Genomic DNA, 18,335 nt, shown 5'->3' with positions numbered 1-18,335 from the left:
CGTCCCGGGGCCGGGGCGGGGTGGCGTCAGTCGCCGGCCGGCACGATGGGCAGGTCGATGTAGCTGGGGTGTTCGGCCGAGTGGTAGACGGTCTGCGTGGCCGGCTTGTAGTCCTCCGGGCGGGCCAGGAAGATGTTCTCGACGAAGGTCTGCGGGTTGCGGTCGTAGAGCGGGAACCAGCTGGACTGGATCTGCACCATCAGCCGATGGCCCTTCTTGAAGACGTGGTTGGACGTGGGCAGGGCGAACCGGTAGGGCAGCGGCGTGCCGGATGCGATCGGCTGCGCGGTCTCCAGGCTGGTGCGGTAGCGGCCGCGGAAGATGTCCATGGCCACGCCCAGCTGGTAGCCGCCCATGGAAGGCTTCTCGGCGACCTCGTCGGGATAGACGTCGATCAGCTTCACCACCCAGTCGCTGTCCGTGCCGGAGGTGGCCGCGGTCAGGTGCACCACCGGCTCGCCCGCGATCCGCAGCGGCTGCTCCAGCGGCTCGGACACGTAGGTCAGCACGTCGGTGCGGGTGGCGAACTGGCGCTGGTCGTCGACCAGCCATTCGGGCCACGACTCCACCTGGTCCGGGCGGCCGTGGCTCCACGGCTGGATGGGCCGGATCCGGTAGGGAACCGGCTTGGCCGGATCGGAGACATAGCTGTCGCTGGGGGCGGCGTCGTGCGCGGGCGGGGCGAAGCCCAGGCCGCCGGCGGCGTGCAGGTAGAGCGGCCGGCTTTCCGGCGCGCACTTGCCCGCGCAGGCCTGGGGCCAGCGCTGCAGGCGCTCCCAGCGGTTGGTGCCGGTGACGAAGGCGGTGACCGGCGCGACGTCGGCCTTGGGGGCATCGTCCTTCAGGTACTGGGCCAGGAACGGCCGCAGCACGTTCTGGCGGAACCACACGCCGGTGGACATGTCCAGGTCGATCTTGCCGATGTCGGGCGCGGCCTCCCAGGTCTTGGCGTGGCGCCAGGGACCGATGACCAGGAACAGCTTGCCCCTGGACGAGGGCGCCGCCGCCAGGGCGCGGTAGACGGCCATGTCGCCGTAGATGTCTTCCTGGTCCCACAGCGAGTGCACCAGCATCATCGGCACGGCCAGGGGGCGCCGGGCCAGCAGCTTGTCCACGGCCTGTTCCTGCCAGAAGGCGTCGTAGGCGGGATGGGCGACCAGCTTGTTCCAGAAGCCGAGCTGGTCCATGCCGCGGGCCTTGGCCAGGGCACCGGCCGAGCCGGCCTTCAGGTACAGGTCGTAGTCGTCGCGGTCGCCGGACCACCAGGACAGGTTGCTGCCGCGGGGCAGTTCCTGCCCGTAGATGTAGGGCAGCATCTGCTGGCGGAAGGCGCCGTAGTGGAACCAGTCGTCTCCCATCCAGCCATCGACCATCGGGTTGATGGGCACGGCGACCTTCAGCGCGGGATTGGGATCGACGGCGGCCATCAGGGCCTCGTAGCCGTCGTAGGAAATGCCGATGATGCCGACCTTGCCGTTGCTTTCCGGGATGTTCTTGACCAGCCAGGAAATGGTGTCGTTGATGTCGGTCGCATCGTCGACGGGCGTGGGGTTGAGCGGGCCGCGCAACGGCCGGTTCATGACGAAGTCGCCCTTGGAACCGTTCTTGCCGCGCACATCGACGGTCACCCGGATGTAGCCGTCGTCGACCACGATGTCGGCCGGCGTGTCGTAGCCGCTGATCGTCGGGGCGAGGTGCGGGCTGTCGGCGCGGTGGCTCATGCCTTCGGCGTCGTAGGGCGTCACAGTGAGCAGGATGCCGGCATGGGTGGCACCGGCGGGGATCATGATCGAGGCGTGCAGGGTGGTGCCGTCGCGCATCGGGATGTCGACGCTGCGGCGCTGGTACTGGTCCTGCCTGACCTGGGTGAACTGCGCGGGCGACTCGCTGGGCAGGGCGTCGTACTGGCTTTGTGCCGGCGCGGCTCCGATGGCGGCGACCAGGCCGGCGAACAGCAGGCCGGCGGCGGTCGTGCGGATGATGGGGGGCATGGGGGATCTCGGGCGTTGGCGAGGTGGGGGCGGATGCGGTGCGCAACGTCCCGGCGGGGAGCTCTGTGGCTCCCCGCCGGTACCGGTGCCGGTCAGAAGTCGTAGGTGACGCCGAACCGGACGTAGCGCGGCTGGGTGTAGAACAGGACCTGGCCGTAGTTGTCGCTGACGGCGTCGGTGCTGCCGTAGATCGAGCTGACCTGCTCGGCGCGCTGCTGGTTGAGCAGGTTGTAGACCATCACGTTGAAGGCCAGGCGCTTGCCCGCCCACAGCGGCCGGTACTCGGCGCTGACGGTGAGCAGCTCCTCCCAGGGGTTGCGGCCCTTGTCGCCGGGACGGCTGGGCTGGCCGGCGCAGTAGTGGTAGTAGCTGCCGTAGCCGGACGGGTCGTTCTGCTCGGTGCCGTAGCGGCCGAGGCAGCTCTTGGGCGTGCCGGACTGCACCAGGACGTTGGCCGAGAGCATCCACTCCGGGGCGAGCTGGTAGGAGCCGTACAGCTTGATCTGGTGGCGGCGGTCGTTGGGCAGGTCGCCGTTGGCGTATTCCATCAGCGTGGCGTAGTCCCAGTCGCGCGAGGCGGACACGCTCGACTGGCCGATGTCCGAGCGCACCTGTCCCTCGCTGTTGCCGTAGCTGCGCGAGTACAGGTAGTCGATGCGGCCGGACCACTTGCCGTCGAAGGCATGCTCCAGGTAGGTGTCGATGCCGTAGTAGTTGCGCTTGAGGTGGCTGAAGCCGTAGTCGGCGTTGGTGACCTTGACGTCGGCGTAGCCGCCGTCGGCGGTGGCGAGCTGGTACACGTTGGCGCGGCCGGGATTGGCCAGGTAGCAGCTGCCGATGGCGACGTCGGCCAGGTCGATGCCCTGGGCCGCGGCCGCATTGGCGATGGCCTGGTTGTCGCAGATGTCGTCCAGGGCATTGCGCAGCTTGCGCACGCTGCCCTTCATGCCCCAGGTCCAGGCGCCGCCGATGTGCTGGTCGAAGCCCAGGATCATCTCGTCCTGGTACTCGGACTTGATGTTCTTGGCGCTGACCGTCTTGGGATCCGGCGCCTGGCCGTACTCGCCGTTGGGCGAGACCGCGCCGCCGGTGGCCGAGTCGATGTAGGTCACGCCGGTGGGCATGCCGTCCGCGTCGATGCCGGTGTAGGTGAAGTACTGGTTGGTGGCCAGCGAGCCGGCCGCGGTGCGCAGCGCCACGCTGGCCGGCATGGCCAGGTAGTAGCGGCCGACGTTGCCGTACACCTTCAGGCTGGAATCGCCGTGCACGTCCAGGGCGAAGCCCAGGCGCGGGGCCCATTGCGGCTTGGTCAGCCGCAGGTAGGGGACGCCTTCGGGGTTGTAGTTGGTGAACTGGTCGTTGCGCAGGCCCAGCTGCAGCAGCAGCTTGTCGGTGACCTGCCAGTTGTCCTCGATGTACTGCGCGCGCTGCTTGACCCGCACCGAGGCGGAATTGGAGTAGTTGCGGATGTAGCCGTAGTAGCCGTCCTCGCCGCCGGGATAGTTGCCCGGGGCATCGACGAAGGGCGAATCGCTGATGTTGGAGCTCGCGCTGCCCTTGGCGTACCACAGCTCGTAGCCGCTGCCGATGGTCGCCCCGTCGTTGATGTCGTGCGAATCCTGGTTGTCGATGCCGACGCTGATGGCGTGGTTGCCGAGCTGGTAGCTCAGGCTGGCGCGGAAGTTGGCCAGGGTGGACTTGTGGTCGGGGTTGTCGACCACGTCGATGGTCTGGCCGTTGGTGCGGAACTGGCCGTCGCTCAGGTAGGCCGGGTTCTGCTGGTCGGCGCCGCGGATGATCGGCCCGTCCACGCCGGAATCCGGCACGCCGGTGTAGTAGCTCACCCGCGACTTGCCGTACATGGCGTTGAAGGTGAGGTTGTCGGTGATGTAGCTGGTGTACTTGGCGACGTAGATGTCCGACTTGGTCTTGCCCAGGGTGTCGTCGGCGAGGAACGCGCCGGTGCTCTGGTCGTCGTAGTCGAAGGCGTACTTGTCGCCGGTGTAGCGGTGGGTCTGCTTGACCCCGGTGAGCTCCAGGATGTTGGCGTCGTTGATGTTCCAGTCCAGCTTCACGTACGCCTTGGGATCCTCGTAGGTGTAGCGGGTGTTGGTCTGGGTGGAGGTCACGTCGCTGACGCTGTTGCCTTCCTTGCGCTGCGCCTCGACCGCGGCGAAGACGAACAGGCGGTCCTTGATCAGCGGTCCGCCGACATAGCCGCTGGCGGTGGTCGTCCAGCTGCTGTTCTTGGCGTCGGCCCGGTAGATCTGCCCGCCCTTGCTGCCCGAATACGGGTAGTAGATGTTGCGCGCGTCGGCCTGCGTGGACGCGGGCTGCCACAGGAGCTGGCCGCCGAAGTGCCAGGTGTCGGTGCCGCTCTTGCCCACCTGGCTGATGACGCCGCCGTCGGAGCGCCCGTAGCGCGCGGAATAGCCGCCGCTGAGCACTTCCTCCTGGGCGACCGCGCCGTAGGGCAGGCTGATGCCGCCGAAGCCGCTGAGCGGGTCGGTCGTGTTCATGCCGTTGATGTAGTAGGCGTTCTCGGTGACCGAGGAACCGCTGAAGGACACCAGGGACTGCCCGGACGGGCCGGTGAAGTACGTGCTGCCGGGCGATGCGCCCGGCGCCAGCAGGGCCACCGCCTCGGCGGTGCGCTGCAGCGGCAGGCGGGCCATCTGCTCGGCGGTGATGACGGTGCTGGAGCTGACGTTGGTCACGTCGATGGACGGTACGGAACTGGCCTTGACCGTCACCGCCTCCAGCGTGGTCGCCTGGCTGGACGGGGCGCTGAAGCTCACCTGGGTGGCGGAACCGACGCGCAGGGTCACGCCGCTGCGGGATTCGACGGCCTTGCCGTCGCGCATCAGGGTCACGGTGTAGGTCGCCAGCGGCAGGGCCGTGGCGCTGTAGCGTCCCTGCGCGTCGATGGCGACTTCGCGGTTGAGGCCGTTGCTGCCCTGGATGAGGACGGTTTCGCCCGGGGCCACCGGAACCTGGCCGACGATGCTGCCGTCGGTGGACTGCGCGTGCAGATGGGCGCTGAGGGAGAGGGAAAGGGCCAGCGTGAGGGCCGAGAGCGTGAGATGTCGTTGACTGTTCATGGCGTTTGCTGTGAGGAAGTCGAAGGGGGGAGGGGGCGCGGGTCCATGCGCTGGCGGCTGGGAAACTCCAGGCAACAACAACCCGTGACACGTGCCGGGGTGCCCAAAGGGGTGGAGCTCGGTTGACTTGCAGGGAACGCGGGAATCAGGAACTGTCGAGGTCTTGCGGGATCGGTCGTGGTGCGTCGGGACTTGCCGGCAGCGCTTCCGCGGTGCCGTCGATATCCAGGGCCACGCCGCTTTTCTTCTGGCGGTAGGCACGGGCGAGGGTGTCGGCCGCGATGCGGGCGGCGGCGGCATAGCCCAGTCCGGCCGGATGGATGTTGGAGATGCAGTTGCGCATCGAGTCGTCGCAGCCGATGCGCGGCTGCCAGGTGAGGTAGGCGCCGAGGCTGTCGGTGGTCGTCAGCCCCGGCCGCTCGCCGATGAGCACCACCGCCATGCGCGCCTTCAGCGCCTGCGCGACGGCATCGCCGATGGCCACGCGTCCCAGGCGTGCCAGCACCACCAGCGCCGGTTGCTGCGCTTCGGGCAGCAGCGGCCGCAGCGCCTCCACCAGCGCCGACGCATGGCGGGCCACGGCGATCGACGACAGGCCGTCGGCGACCACGATCACCAGGCGGTCCTCGGCCTGGCGGTACGCCTCCAGCCGGGGCGTGGCATCGTCGGCGAGGCGGCGGCCGAGGTCGGGACGGCGCAGGTAGTGCTCGCGCGTGCCCGCCGCGCTGGCCACCTCCAGGGTGGGCAGCCCCATGGCGTGGAATCGCGCGTGCAGCGCCTCCCAGTCCAGCGTGGCGTGCACGGCATCGCGCGCCCGGGCATGGGCCAGGGTGAAGTCGAGCAGGGCCTGGGTGGGCAGGCCGCCCTGGCCGGACATCCCCAGCGCCACGCGCGCGGGCGTGAGGCGGCGCAACGACAGCCAGCTGGCCGGGCGCGAGGGCGTGCGCTCGGTCATGGCCATGCCTGCCAGTCCAGCGCGAGCGGCGCCGAGGCCTGCCGCGCCTGCAACGCCCCGTGCGCGCCGGTGATCCCCATGCGCTGCAGCCAGGCCTCGAATTCCGGCGCGCGGCGCAGGCCGAACACCTCCCGGGCGTACAGCGCGTCGTGGAACGAGGTGCTCTGGTAATTGAGCATGATGTCGTCGGCGCCGGGCACGCCCATGACGAAGTTCACCCGCGCCGCCGCCAGCAGGGTGAGCAGGGCGTCCATGTCGTCCTGGTCGGCCTCGGCGTGGTTGGTGTAGCAGATGTCGCAGCCCATCGGCAGGCCGAGCAGCTTGCCGCAGAAATGGTCCTCCAGCCCGGCGCGGATGATCTGCTTGCCGTCGTAGAGGTATTCCGGGCCGATGAAGCCGACGACCGTGTTGACCAGCAGCGGGTCGAACGCGCGTGCCACCGCGTAGGCACGCGCCTCGCAGGTCTGCTGGTCCACCCCGTGGTGGGCCCCGGCGGACAGGGCGCTGCCCTGGCCGGTCTCGAAATACATCAGCTGCTGGCCGACCGTGCCGCGCGCCAGCGAACGGCCCGCGTCCCGGGCCTCGGCCAGCAGGTCCAGGGTGATCCCGAAGCTGCCGTTGGCGGCCTGGGTCCCGGCGATGGACTGGAACACCAGGTCCACCGGCGCACCCTGCTCGATCAGCGCCAGGGTGCCGGTGACGTGGGTCAGCACGCACGATTGCAGCGGCGCGTCGTAGTGCTGGCGGAACTCGTCCAGCATGCACAGCAGGCGATGGTGCACCGCCAGGTCGTCGGTGGCCGGATTGATGCCGACCACGGCATCGCCGCAGCCGTACATCAGCCCGTCCAGCATCGAGGCGGCGATGCCGCGCAGGTCGTCGGTGGGGTGGTTCGGCTGCAGGCGCGTGGACAGGCGCCCGGGCAGCCCGAGGGTGGTGCGGAAAGCGGTGACGACGGGGCGCTTGCGGGCGACCGCGATCAGGTCCTGGTTGCGCATCAGCTTGGAGACGGCCGCGGCCATCTCCGGGGTCACGCCGGCGGCGATGGCGACCAGCTCGCGCTCGCCGGCGGCCAGCAGCCAGTCCCGGAACTGGCCCACGCTCAGCTCGGCCACCGGCGCGAAGGCGGCCGGGTCGTGGCTGTCGATGATCAGGCGGGTGACATCGTCGTCCTCGTAGGGGACCACCACGTCCTGCAGGAACTGGCGCAGCGGCACCTGCGCCAGGGCCATGCGCGCGGCCACGCGTTCCTCCTCGGTCTGCGCGGCCAGGCCGGCGAGCTCGTCGCCGGAGCGTCGCGGGCTGGCCTTGGCGAGCAGCTCGCGCAGGCCGGCGAACCGGTAGCGCCGCACGCCCAGGTCGCAGAAATGGTTCATGGCGCGCCCCTGCCGGCCAGCGGCGCCCGAGCCGGGAACGGGCGGCGTGGCCTAGGCATACACCACCTCCGCCACCGCCTGGGCCACGCCGTGCATGGCGGCGGCCTGCCGGGCGCGGCCATTGGTGACCAGGGTGCCGATCGCGTCGCAGGGGCAGTACGCCACCCGGCTGCGCAGGCCGATCTTGGCGTGGTCGGCCGCGATGATGGTGTGGCGCGCGTTGACGGCCATCGCCCGGGCGACCTCGGCCTCCTCGAGCAGCTGGCTGCTGGCCCCGGCGGTGGCGTCGATGCCGACCGGCGAGAGGATGGCGACGTTGGCCTGGTAGCGCTGGATCTCGGCCACCGTGGCCGCGCCGTGGGTGGAGGACAGTTCCGCGTTGAAGCTGCCGCCGAGCAGGTGCACGTGGTTGTCGTGCTGCCCGGCCCGGCCGGTGCCGAGGGTCCTGGCCACGGCCAGCGAGTTGGTGATCACCAGCAGCCCGCGCAGGCCGGCCAGCGCCTCGGCGATGATCGAGGTGGTGGTGCCGGCGTCGAGGAACACGGTCTGGCCATTGCCGACCAGGCGCACCACCTCGCGCGCGATGGCCTGCTTCTCGCGGACCCGGGTGGCCGCGCGCACGTCGATGGGCGGCTCCTCGCCGACCAGCACCGCGCCGCCGTGCACGCGCTGGATCTCGCCGAGCGATTCCAGCGCCAGCAGGTCGCGCCGCACGGTCTCGCGCGAGACCTTGAGCTCCTCGACGATGCGCTCCACGGAGACCTGCCCGGACGTCCCCAGCAGGTGGCGGATGCGGTTGTAGCGCTCTTCATGCCACATGGGCGGTTGCACTCCCGTGGCTGGAACGGCGGGCGAGCAGGGCCACGCTCAGGCGCATCGCCAGCGAGGCCAGCGCCACGCTGGCGGCGATGCAGGTGGCATAGGCGGCGGCCTGGGAGACGAAGCCGTTGGAGTCCAGCTGCATCACCGCGACTGAGGCCAGGCTCAGGTCCGGGGTGACCAGGAACACCACCGCCGACAGGGTCACCATGGCCTGCATGAACAGGAAGAAGAACACCGTGGCCATCGCCGGCGAGGCGAAGGGCAGGATCACGTCGCGCAGCTGGCGCAGTTCCCCGCCGCCGAGGCTGGCGGCCGCATCCTCCAGCGCGCGCGGAACGTTGCGCAGCCCGGTGGACAGCATCAGGTAGCTCTGCGCGTGGTAGTGGTACAGGTTGCAGGCGGCCACCACGAACACGCTGCCGTACAGCCAGTCGGCCAGCGGGCCGTTGTTGAACGCCATCAGATAGGCGATGCCGATGACCAGCCCGGGGATGGCCGCGGGCAGGGTGGCGAGCACGTGCAGCACGGTCGCCAGCGCGGTGCCGGCGCGCCTGACGGTCCAGGCCATCAGGAAGACCAGCACGGTGCCGGCCAGCGCGGTGATGCACGCGACCTTGGCCGAGGTCAGGATCGGCGCGTAGCCCTCCGGCAGGTCGGTCCGGTAGTGCGCCAGGGTCAGCCCGAGGTCGTAGGGCCAGACCTTGACCACGCTCGCGTACACCACCGTGGCGAAGACCGCGAGCACCGCCAGCGCCAGCACCGCGCTGGCCAGGCCCAGCAGCCAGTCCCGGCGCCGGTCCGCCACCACCTCGCCGGCGCGGGCGTGCTCGGAGATGCCGCCGGCGGCGCGGGCGGTGGCGCGTTCCACCAGCACGCACGCCACCGCCGGCACCAGCAGGATCAGGCCGACCGCCGCGCCCATGTTGAAATCCATCTGGCCGGAGACCTGGTCGTAGATCTCGTTGGCCAGGACGCGGTAGGGCCCGCCGAGCACGATCGCGTTGCCGAAATCGGTGATGGACACGCTGAACACCACCAGCGCCGCGGCCAGGATCCCGTAGCGCGCTTGCGGCAGGGTGATGTCGCGGAACTGCCGCCACGGCGAGGCGCCCAGCGTGCGCGCGGCGTCGTAGTGGCGGTGGTCGGTGCGCTCCATCGCGGTGCCGATGATCAGCGCCGCCTGCGGCAGGGTGTACAGGGCGTTGGCCAGCACCAGGCCGGAGAAGCCGTAGATGTCGGTCTGCAGGCCGAACAGCCGGTGCAGCAGGCCGTTGCGCCCGAGCAGGAAGATCAGCCCCAGGCCCTGCATGAGCGAGGGTGCGAGCATCGGCAGCAGCATGATCGCGGCGATCGCGCCGCGCCCGAGCACGCGCGAACGCTTGAAGGTGGTCGCCAGCACCAGGGCGGCGGCGACGACCAGCGCGGTGGTGGTGGCGGCCATCGCCACGCTGTGCCAGGCGGCCTGGCCGATGCCGGGCTCCCGCCACAGCCTGCGGTAGTTGTCCAGGCTCAGGCCGGCCTGGTCGCCGCCGTGCAGGCTGCCCCAGGCGATGACCGCCAGCGGGTAGACCAGGAACAGCAGCATCATGCCGACCGGCAACGCGCCGCCCAGCGTGCGGGCGGTGCGCTGCAGCCAGGGCCGGTGGACCAGGACCGGCAGCACGGGCGTCGGCGACAGCGGCCGGGCGCTCATGCGGCGACCCACCAGCAGTGCCCCGGACGCAGCGAGAGGGTGCAGGCGGCGCCGGTGGGCGGGGCTTGGTCGGCATGCCGCTCGCACTGCAGCGTCCGGCCGCGCCACGCCACGTCCTGGCGGAACACGTTGCCCAGGTAGCGGGTCGCCACGACGCGGGCATCGCCGGCCGGCGCCGTTTCGATGAGCAGGTCCTCCGGCCGGATGCAGGCGAAGTACGCGGCATCGGCGCCCTCGGGACGCGTGGCCAGCAGCTCCGGCCAGACCTGGCGGACCCACTCGGTCTCGATCAGGTTGGCGTCGCCGACCAGTTGCGCGGCGAAGCGCGTGCGCGGCTGGCGGTAGACCTGCTGGGGAGTCCCGGCCTGCTCGACGCGCCCGGCGTTGAGGCAGACGACCAGGTCGGCCATGCTCAGGGCCTCCTGCTGGTCGTGCGTGACCATGACCGTGGGGATGCCCAGGCTGCGCTGCACCTGCCGGAGCTCGCCGCGCAGCTGCTGCCGCACCCGTGCGTCCAGTGCCGACAGCGGCTCGTCGAGCAGCAGCAGCGAGGGTTCCACCGCCAGCGCGCGCGCCAGGGCGATGCGCTGCTGCTGGCCGCCGGAGAGCGCGGCGGGCAGCTTGTCGCCGGCCTCGGGCAGTTGCACCAGTTCCAGCAGTTCGCGGGTGCGCTGCTGGATCACGCGCGCGGGCGTGGCGCGCAGGCGCATGCCGTAGCCGATGTTCTGCGCCGCGGTCATGTTGGGGAACAGCGAATAGGACTGGAACACGATGCCGAAGCCGCGTGCCTGCGGCGGCAGGGCGGTGACGTCGCGCTCGCCCAGCCGGATCCGTCCCGCATCGCACTCGAGCAGGCCGGCGATGATGCGCAGCAGCGTGGTCTTGCCGCAGCCGCTGGGCCCGAGCAGGCAGACGAAGTCGCTGTCGCCGGCGCTGAATCCCACCCGGTCGAGCACGTGCTGGCCGCCGAAGGCCTTGCTGACGTCCTCGACGTGCAGGTAGGTGCCGTCCTGGTCCTGCGCACGGTTCATCGCTGGATCTCTTGCTGCCAGCGCTGGACCACGCCGGCGCGCTGGCGGGCCTCGGCGCGGAAATCGATGGCCGGCAGGCGCTGCATGAAGTCGGCCGGCAGGCCCATGCGCACCTGCTCGGCGGTGGGCTGCGGCATGGCCGCGACGATGCTCTTGTACTGGCGGTACAGCACCGCCGCCTGGGGCGAGGCGGTCCAGTCCAGGAAGCGCTTGGCGTCGGCCGGGTTGGCCGCCCCCTTCATCAGGCCGGAGGCCTCGAGCTCGTAGCCGGCGCTGTCGGCCGGGATGACCATCCGGATGGGGAAGCCCTGCTTGATCGCCTGCAGCGCGACCAGGTCGAAGGAGATGCCGATGGCGTACTCGCCGGTGCGCACCATCTTGCACGGCCGCGAGCCGGTGTCGGTGTACTGCGCTACGTTGGCCGCGAGCGCCTTCAGCTTGGTCCAGCCCTTGTCCTGCCCGGCCTGGGCGAGGACCCCGGCCACCACCATGTAGCCGGCACCGGAGGACCGCGGGTTGGGCATCACCACCTGGCCCTTGTAGGCCGGCAGGGTCAGGTCCTGCAGGGTCCGCGGGACCGGCAAGTGCGCACTGGCCAGGGCCTGGGTGTTGACGCACAGGGCGGTGGCGTAGCCGGTGGGCGCGAACCAGACGTTGCCGGCGCTGCGGTAGCGCCCCGGCAACGCCTGCACCTGCGCGAGCGTGGCCGGCTGGAGCAGGCCCAGGATGCGCGGGTCGAGCATCTCGGTGAGCGCCTCGCCCCAGATCACGTCGTTGTGCGGGTGCGCCGATTCGGCCAGCACGCGCGCGGCCAGGTCGCCGGTGGACAGGCGCATCACCTTGATCCGCACGTCCGGCAGCGCCTTGCGGGCGGCGGCCAGGTAGGTCGTGACCTCGTCGTTCTCCAACGCGGTGTAGACCGTGATTTCCCCGGCCCGCGCGGGCAGGCAGATCCAGCAGGCCAGGACCAGAACGACCCATCGAGCAAACACGTGCATCACGACACCCTTCACCGGCCGAACCCGGGATTCGATAGTGGGAACGCCAAGCCTGCCTGCCGCTGCGGACAACCGCGACGGCCGCTTGGTCCATGCAGCATGGGTCGAGATTGTGTCAATTTGGGGAAATTTGCAAATTTGTGGATTTCGAGGGCAGAATCCGCTGCCGCGTGCTCCCCCTGCAGGCGCTTTTTCCCCTGGATCCAAGGCGTAACCGATGGACACATTGCCCCCGACGGGGATCGACGCAGAAGACCTCATGCACTTCGCCGCAGACGTGGCCGACAAGGCGCGGCGGCTCTCGCTGGCCGGCTTCCGCCAGCGCCTGGACGTGAAGCTCAAGGAAGACCACAGCCCGGTCACCCGGGTGGACCGCGAGGTGGAGACCCTGCTGCGGGAATCGATCCGCCAGCGCTGGCCCGACCACGGGATCTTTGGCGAGGAGCACGGCAAGAACAACGTCGGGGCGCGATGCGTCTGGACGCTCGACCCGATCGACGGCACCCGCAGCTTCATCAGCGGCTGGCCCCTGTGGGGCACCCTGATCGCGTTCTCCTGCGATGACACGCCGGTGTTCGGCCTGGTCGACATGCCCGTCTTGGGCGAGCGCTGGATGGGCATGAAGGGGCGCGGGGCCTGGCTCAACGGCCACGCCTGCCGCAGCAGCGGCTGCACCGCGCTGGGCCAGGCCACGCTCTATGCCACCTCGCCGGACATCTTCCAGGGCGCGGAGCGCGACGCCTTCGAGCGGGTCAGCGCGGCCGTCGCCGGGCGCCGCTTCGGCGGGGACTGCTACAGCTACGCGCTGCTGGCGTCCGGGCATGTCGACCTGGTCGTGGAGGCCGACCTCAAACCCTACGACTACCTTGCCCTGGTGCCGGTGATCGAGGCCGCCGGCGGGGTGATCAGCGATTGGCAGGGCAACGCGCTGGGCCTGGGAAGCGGCGGGCGCGTGGTGGCGGCGGCCTCGCCGGAACTGCACCGCCAGGCGCTGGACCTGCTGTCCGAGGTAGGGTGACGCCATGGATTCCCGCGCGCGCCGACGTTTCCTGAAAATGGCCGGGGGCAGCCTCGGCGCGGCGCTGGCGGCAGGCCGCATTCCCGACAGCATCGCCCGCGCGCTGAGCATTCCCCCGGGCGGGCAGACCGGCACCCTGGCCGATGTCGAACACGTGGTCATCCTGATGCAGGAGAACCGCTCGTTCGACCATTATTTCGGCGGCCTGGCCGGCGTGCGCGGCTTCGGCGACCCGCGGCCGGCGCTGCTGCCCGACGGCACCAGCGTGTGGCACCAGCCCAACGCCCGGGTGCGCACCGACGCGTTCAAGCCGCGCGGGGTCGATCCCCGCGCGCCGTCCGTACTGCCCTTCCACATCGACGTGGCGCGCTCCGGCAGCCATTTCGACAGCACCGACCATGGCTGGAGTTCGGGCCACCAGGCCTGGAACCTGGGCCGCTGGGACGACTGGGTCACCCAGAAGCAGGACCCGTTGACGATGGGCTACCTGGACGCGGGGGACCTGCCGTTCCACACCGCGCTGGCCGAAGCCTTCACCCTGTGCGACAGCTATTTCTGCTCGGCGCACTCGGATACCGCGATCAACCGCATCTACCTGTGGTCGGGCACCTGCGACACCGGGAACGTGCTCGGTCCCCGCGGCAACGGCCCGGGCCTGGAAGAGCGCGCCGGGCACAACGGCTATTCGTGGACCACCTACCCCGAGCGCCTGCAGCAGGCCGGCATCTCGTGGCGGGTGTACCAGGGCGGCACCGGCGAGCCCGGCTCGCCCACGGACAACTACACCGACAACTCGCTGGAGTTCTTCGCGGCCTACCAGGTCCAGGAGGGCGCCGATCCCGACGGCGAGCTGGTGCGCCGCGGCACCACCGACCGCGACCTGGGGCAGATGCGCCAGGACGTGCTGGCGGGCCGCCTGCCGCAGGTCAGCTGGGTCGTGGCGCCCTTCAAGTACTGCGAGCATCCCGCCGCCAGCCAGGACGACGGCGCGTACTACATCGACCGCGTCCTCGATGCGCTGACCGCCGATCCCGAGGTCTGGAGCAAGACCGTACTGCTGATCAACTACGACGAGAACGACGGCCTGTTCGACCACGTCGTCCCGCCCATGCCGCCGCTGGAGAGCCGCCCGAACGGCCCCGGCCTGGTATCGGAGGACCTGGCCGGCGCGCTGGAGCAGGACATCCTGGATCTGGACCGCTTCCCGCGGGCGCGCAACCCGCTGGTCCCCGGCGCCGACCCGGGCGGCCGGCAGCCGGTGGGCCTGGGGCCGCGCGTGCCGATGCTGGTCATCTCGCCGTGGTCCACGGGCGGCTGGGTGTGCTCGCAGACCTTCGACCACACCTCGGTGATCCGCTTCCTCGAGGCCCGCTTCGGCGTGATGGAGCCCAACATCGGTGCCTGGCGGCGCTCGATATGCGGGGACCTGACCAGCGCCTTCGACTTCACCCGCCGGCAGCGGCCGCTGCGCCCGCGCCTGGCGCCGGCGCCGCCGCAACCGCTGCAGCCGCAACCCCTGCAGGTGCCGGCGCAGGGCGAGATGCCGGTCCAGGCGGCCGGGCTGCGCCCGGCGCGCGCCCTGCCTTACCGGTGGTCCACCACGCCGCGGCTGACCCCCGAGGGGCGGCTCGAGGTGGCGATCGACAACCCGGGCGGAACCGGGGTGGCGTTCTACATCCACGACGCGCTACAGCCGCAGTCGCCGCCGCGGCGCTATGCCGTCTCGGCGGGCAAGCGCATCGCGGACACCTGGGAGCTGCACCCCGGCGGCTACGCATTGCGCCTCTACGGCCCCAACGGTTCCCTGGCGGAGATCCGCGATACGGACGGGGACGCGGGGGGCATCGCCGGCCTGGAAGCCTGCCTGCGCCAGCCCGACGCTTCCCGCCTGGTGGCCGAGGTGCAGCTGGCCAACCAGGGCGACGTGCCGCTCCTGGTGCGCATCGACGATGCCTACGACGAGGGCGGCGCGCGGGAACTGCAGCTGCAGCCGGGACAGCGGCAACTCGTGGCGCTGGATACGGCCGCGCATCACGGCTGGCACGACATCGCGGTGACCCTGCCGTCGCGCCCGGGCTTCCTGCGCCGCTATGCCGGGCACCTGGAGAACGGCGGCACCTCCACCAGCGATCCGGGCCCGCGCCGGCCGCACCTGCCGGCCTGAGCCCGCCGGCGATCCGGACGCAGGCGCCCCGGTCGCGCGACGGGAAGGCGCCAGCGTGGCGCAGCGGTGGCCTGCCTTCTGCCGGGGGACCGACAGGCGGCGGCCGCCCGGCAGAATCCCGCACCGCGCCTGCAGGGCGTCGTGCCCCGGCGCTGCCGTCGCCGGCAGGGGCTGGCATCATTCCCGCGGACGGCCCCTGTCTCCTGGATCCTGTTTCCCATGCGCATCGACGACGAGCCGGCGTTCGTGCTGCACGTACGCCCCTGGCGCGAGACCAGCCTGCTGGTGGAGGTCCTGTCGCTGCGGCACGGGCGCCTGGGGCTGCTGGCGCGGGGCGTGCAGGGACCGCGCCGGCAGGCGCTGCGCGCGGCGCTGCAGCCATTGCAGTGGGTCCGGCTGGCCGCCGTCCAGCGCGGCGAGCTGGCCCAGCTGCGTGCCGCCGAGGCGCTGGATGCGGCGCCGCGCCCGGCCGGGGCGGCGATGCTGTCCGGCTTCTACGTCAACGAGCTGATGCTGCGCCTGCTGCCGCGCCAGGATCCGCTGCCGGAGGTCTATGCCGCCTACGCGCGCATCCGCGCCCGGCTCGGTGACGGGCAGGCGCTGGCCTGGCCGTTGCGCATGTTCGAGTACGAGGTGCTGCAGGCGCTGGGCGTGGGCTTCGACCTGGAGCACGACGTCGATGGCCAGCCGGTCGATCCGGCCGCGCGCTACCGGCTCGATCCGGCCGAGGGGCCGCGGCGGGTGCTGAGCGAACGCGGCGGCGGCGAGCGGCGCGACCTGCCCACCGGGCGCGCGCTGCTGGCCCTGGCGGCCGCCGGCGCGCCGCCGCCGGCCGCGGACATGCCGGCCCTGCGCCGCGGCATGCGCGGCTGGTTGCTGCACCACCTGGGCGGGCGCGGGCTCAACTCCTGGGAGATGCTGGAGGCGCTGGCGCAGCGGGGATGATCAGGGCCCGCCCTGCAGCAGCGTGTCCGCCGCCCGGTCGAATTCCTCCAGCCGCCGCGTCGTGCCCGGCGCGGCCTGCAGGGCGCGGGCGGCGGCGGCCAGGCGCGCCGCGCCGACGAAGCCACAGCTGGCCAGCAGCCGGTGCACCTGCTGGCGCAAGGCCGCCTCGTCGCCGCGCGCGACCGCGTCCCGCACCGCCCGGCGCACGGCCGGCAGCTCGCCCAGGAACAGCCCGCGCAACGCGTCCAGGTGCGTTTCCTGGCCGTTGAGCGCGCGGATCGCGGCACGCCGGTCCCAGTCCGGCAACATCATCGGCGAAGGGTCCGGATGCACGGCCAGGTAGCGCGCCAGCGCCTGCAGCAGCGCGCCCGGCGCCAGTGGCTTGACCAGCACCTCGGCGAAGCCGGCGGCGAGCAGGCGCCGGCGCATGTCCGCCGAGCTGTCGGCGGTATGGGCCAGCGCCACCGCGCCGGGCCAGTGCGCGCGCAGGCTCGAGAGCAATGCCTCGCCGCGCATGTCCGGCAGGTTGGCGTCGATCAGCCACAGGTCGAAGGCCTGGCCGCGCGCGTGCAGCAGGGCGGCCTGCGCGGTCTCGGCGGTGGCCACCTGCGCGGCGGCCGATTCCAGCACCGCCTGCAGGAAGCTGCGGCTGACCGGGTCGTCCTCGACCAGCAGGACGCGGGGCGCGGGCGCGGTGTCGTTCATGCGGGTGGCTCCATGCCGGTGTGCGGCAAGCTTGCCGTCCCCGCCGGTGCCGGGCAAGCGCCGCCGGCGCGTGCATCTGCGACAATGCCCGCCCCTTCCGCCCGCAGCCGTTGCCGCCACGTGGCCCGATCCAGAAGCCGTCTCGACCGCACGCCCTTCCAGGCCCGCATCCTCGACCTGAGCCACGACGGCCGCGGCGTGGCGCGCCGCGACGGCGAGGGCGGCAAGGTGACCTTCGTCACCGGCGCGCTGCCCGGGGAGCAGGTGGTGGCCGAGCCGACCGCGCGCGGCCGCCACTTCGACGAGGCGCGCACGCTGGAGGTGCTGGAGGCCTCGCCCGATCGCGTCCAGCCGCGTTGCCCGCACTTCGGCACCTGCGCCGGCTGCGTGCTGCAGCACCTGGCCGAGGACAAGCAGATCCTCGCCAAGCAGCGCGTGCTGCTGGACAACCTCGCGCGCATCGGCCACGTCGCGCCGCAGCGCGTGCTGGCGCCGCTGGCCGGGGAGAGCTGGGGCTACCGCCGCAAGGGCCGCTTCTCGGTGCGGCGGGTGGAGAAGAAGGACAAGACCCTGGTCGGCTTCCGCGAGCAGGATCCGCGCTTCGTCGCCGACCTGTCGGTGTGCTACACGGTGATCCCGCAGATCGGCGAATCGATCCAGGCGCTGGCGCAGCTGATCGACACCCTGGACGGGCGCGCGGACATCCCGCAGATCGAGTTCATCGCCGGCGAGGCGACCGCGCAGTTCGGCGGCGTGGCCCTGACCGTGCGCCACCTGCAGCCGCTGAGCGAGGCCGACCGCCTGGCCTGGGCGGCGTTCGGGCGCGAGCGCGGCTTCGCCATCTACCTGCAGCCGGGCGGGGTGGAAAGCGTGCATCCGCTGTGGCCGGCCGGGGGCGTGCCGCTCGCGTTCCGCCTGCCGCGCTGGGACGTGGAACTGGCATTCCGGCCGCTGGACTTCATCCAGGTCAATGCGCGCCTGAACGAGCGGATGATCGCGCACGCGCTGGAGCTGCTCGACGCCGGTGCCGAGGCGCGGGTGCTGGACCTGTTCTGCGGGCTGGGCAACTTCACCCTGCCGCTGGCGCGCGGCGTGCGCGAGGTGGTCGGCGTGGAGGGCGATGCCGGCCTGGTGGCGCGGGCGAAGGAGAACGCCGCCCGCAACGGCCTGGACAACGCGCGTTTCTTCGCCGCCGACCTGACCGCCGACCAGCGCGCCGCGCCGTGGATGAAGGAAGGTTTCGACCGGCTGCTGCTCGACCCGCCGCGCTCGGGCGCCATCGACGTGCTCAGGCAGCTGCCGCTCAAGCGCTTCGCCCGCATCGTCTACGTGAGCTGCCACCCCGGCTCGCTGGCGCGCGACGCCGGCTACCTGGTCAACGAGTGCGGCTTCACCCTGGCCGCCGCCGGCGCGATGGACATGTTCCCGCACACCGCGCACGTGGAGAGCATCGCACTGTTCGAGCGGCCGGGAACGGCGGGCAAGTAGGCGGCCGCGGGGGCCGGCCGCACGGCGATGGCTTATCCTCTGCGCATC

General features: G+C 71.5%; 13 protein-coding genes. 4 read left to right on the top strand and 9 right to left on the bottom strand.

The window, feature by feature from the left end; genetic code table 11:
- Positions 1-26: 26 nt before the first annotated feature.
- The 8 genes from BN3794_RS11045 to BN3794_RS11010 form a co-directional block, all read right to left on the bottom strand.
- Positions 27-1,979 carry a CocE/NonD family hydrolase gene (locus BN3794_RS11045; protein ID WP_425476722.1) on the bottom strand — a complete coding sequence of 651 codons (1,953 nt, stop codon included), beginning with the start codon at positions 1,977-1,979 and terminating at the stop codon, positions 27-29.
- 104 nt (positions 1,980-2,083) lie between these two features.
- Positions 2,084-5,092 (bottom strand): TonB-dependent receptor, encoded by a 3,009-nt coding sequence (locus tag BN3794_RS11040; RefSeq protein WP_066097385.1) that lies wholly within the window; start codon positions 5,090-5,092, stop codon positions 2,084-2,086.
- A 145-nt stretch (positions 5,093-5,237) separates the two neighbouring features.
- Positions 5,238-6,047: an ethanolamine ammonia-lyase subunit EutC gene (gene eutC, locus BN3794_RS11035; protein ID WP_066097384.1), complete on the bottom strand. Its 810-nt coding sequence runs from the start codon at positions 6,045-6,047 to the stop codon at positions 5,238-5,240.
- Positions 6,044-7,423, bottom strand: a complete 1,380-nt coding sequence (locus tag BN3794_RS11030; protein ID WP_066097383.1) for an ethanolamine ammonia-lyase subunit EutB — start codon at positions 7,421-7,423, stop codon at positions 6,044-6,046. The genes eutC and BN3794_RS11030 overlap by 4 nt, the downstream gene beginning before the upstream one ends.
- Before the next feature lie 51 nt (positions 7,424-7,474).
- Positions 7,475-8,242: a DeoR/GlpR family DNA-binding transcription regulator gene (locus tag BN3794_RS11025; RefSeq protein WP_066097382.1), complete on the bottom strand. Its 768-nt coding sequence runs from the start codon at positions 8,240-8,242 to the stop codon at positions 7,475-7,477.
- Positions 8,232-9,938 carry an ABC transporter permease subunit gene (locus BN3794_RS11020; RefSeq protein ID WP_078059721.1) on the bottom strand — a complete coding sequence of 569 codons (1,707 nt, stop codon included), beginning with the start codon at positions 9,936-9,938 and terminating at the stop codon, positions 8,232-8,234. Before BN3794_RS11020 ends, BN3794_RS11025 begins: the two co-directional genes overlap by 11 nt.
- Positions 9,935-10,969, bottom strand: a complete 1,035-nt coding sequence (locus tag BN3794_RS11015) for an ABC transporter ATP-binding protein (protein ID WP_066097381.1) — start codon at positions 10,967-10,969, stop codon at positions 9,935-9,937. The genes BN3794_RS11020 and BN3794_RS11015 overlap by 4 nt, the downstream gene beginning before the upstream one ends.
- Positions 10,966-11,982 carry an ABC transporter substrate-binding protein gene (locus BN3794_RS11010; protein ID WP_201455273.1) on the bottom strand — a complete coding sequence of 339 codons (1,017 nt, stop codon included), beginning with the start codon at positions 11,980-11,982 and terminating at the stop codon, positions 10,966-10,968. Before BN3794_RS11010 ends, BN3794_RS11015 begins: the two co-directional genes overlap by 4 nt.
- A 244-nt stretch (positions 11,983-12,226) precedes the next feature.
- Between BN3794_RS11010 and hisN the strand changes: the two genes are divergently transcribed.
- From hisN to recO, 3 genes are all read left to right on the top strand, one after another.
- On the top strand, positions 12,227-12,985 hold the full coding sequence (hisN, locus tag BN3794_RS11005) for a histidinol-phosphatase (RefSeq protein ID WP_201455272.1): 759 nt from the start codon (positions 12,227-12,229) through the stop codon (positions 12,983-12,985).
- A gap of 4 nt (positions 12,986-12,989) precedes the next feature.
- Positions 12,990-15,149 (top strand): phosphocholine-specific phospholipase C, encoded by a 2,160-nt coding sequence (locus BN3794_RS11000; RefSeq protein WP_066097378.1) that lies wholly within the window; start codon positions 12,990-12,992, stop codon positions 15,147-15,149.
- A 219-nt stretch (positions 15,150-15,368) separates the two neighbouring features.
- Complete coding sequence (gene recO, locus BN3794_RS10995; RefSeq protein WP_066097377.1) at positions 15,369-16,094, top strand: DNA repair protein RecO; 726 nt, start codon at positions 15,369-15,371, stop codon at positions 16,092-16,094.
- Here recO and BN3794_RS10990 read toward each other — a convergent pair whose 3' ends face one another.
- Positions 16,095-16,799 carry a response regulator gene (locus tag BN3794_RS10990; protein WP_066097376.1) on the bottom strand — a complete coding sequence of 235 codons (705 nt, stop codon included), beginning with the start codon at positions 16,797-16,799 and terminating at the stop codon, positions 16,095-16,097. It abuts the gene before it with no gap.
- Between the two features lie 120 nt (positions 16,800-16,919).
- On the opposite strand from BN3794_RS10990, the gene rlmD reads away from it, so the two are divergent.
- The gene (gene rlmD, locus BN3794_RS10985) at positions 16,920-18,287 is read left to right on the top strand and encodes a 23S rRNA (uracil(1939)-C(5))-methyltransferase RlmD (protein ID WP_066097375.1); all 1,368 of its coding nucleotides are present in this window, start codon (positions 16,920-16,922) and stop codon (positions 18,285-18,287) included.
- The last annotated feature ends 48 nt before the right edge of the window (positions 18,288-18,335 follow it).

Origin of the sequence: Xanthomonas massiliensis, assembly GCF_900018785.1 — a bacterium.
Lineage (GTDB): Bacteria > Pseudomonadota > Gammaproteobacteria > Xanthomonadales > Xanthomonadaceae > Xanthomonas_B > Xanthomonas_B massiliensis.
This window is presented reverse-complemented; position numbering and strand designations above follow the sequence as displayed.

Coding starts and splice junctions, on each gene's coding strand:
- BN3794_RS11040 (WP_066097385.1), bottom strand. CDS start 5,092: ATGAACAGTCAACGACATCTCACGCTCTCGGCCCTCACGCTGGCCCTT.
- eutC (WP_066097384.1), bottom strand. CDS start 6,047: ATGACCGAGCGCACGCCCTCGCGCCCGGCCAGCTGGCTGTCGTTGCGC.
- BN3794_RS11030 (WP_066097383.1), bottom strand. CDS start 7,423: ATGAACCATTTCTGCGACCTGGGCGTGCGGCGCTACCGGTTCGCCGGC.
- BN3794_RS11025 (WP_066097382.1), bottom strand. CDS start 8,242: ATGTGGCATGAAGAGCGCTACAACCGCATCCGCCACCTGCTGGGGACG.
- BN3794_RS11020 (WP_078059721.1), bottom strand. CDS start 9,938: ATGAGCGCCCGGCCGCTGTCGCCGACGCCCGTGCTGCCGGTCCTGGTC.
- BN3794_RS11015 (WP_066097381.1), bottom strand. CDS start 10,969: ATGAACCGTGCGCAGGACCAGGACGGCACCTACCTGCACGTCGAGGAC.
- hisN (WP_201455272.1), top strand. CDS start 12,227: ATGCACTTCGCCGCAGACGTGGCCGACAAGGCGCGGCGGCTCTCGCTG.
- BN3794_RS11000 (WP_066097378.1), top strand. CDS start 12,990: ATGGATTCCCGCGCGCGCCGACGTTTCCTGAAAATGGCCGGGGGCAGC.
- recO (WP_066097377.1), top strand. CDS start 15,369: ATGCGCATCGACGACGAGCCGGCGTTCGTGCTGCACGTACGCCCCTGG.
- BN3794_RS10990 (WP_066097376.1), bottom strand. CDS start 16,799: ATGAACGACACCGCGCCCGCGCCCCGCGTCCTGCTGGTCGAGGACGAC.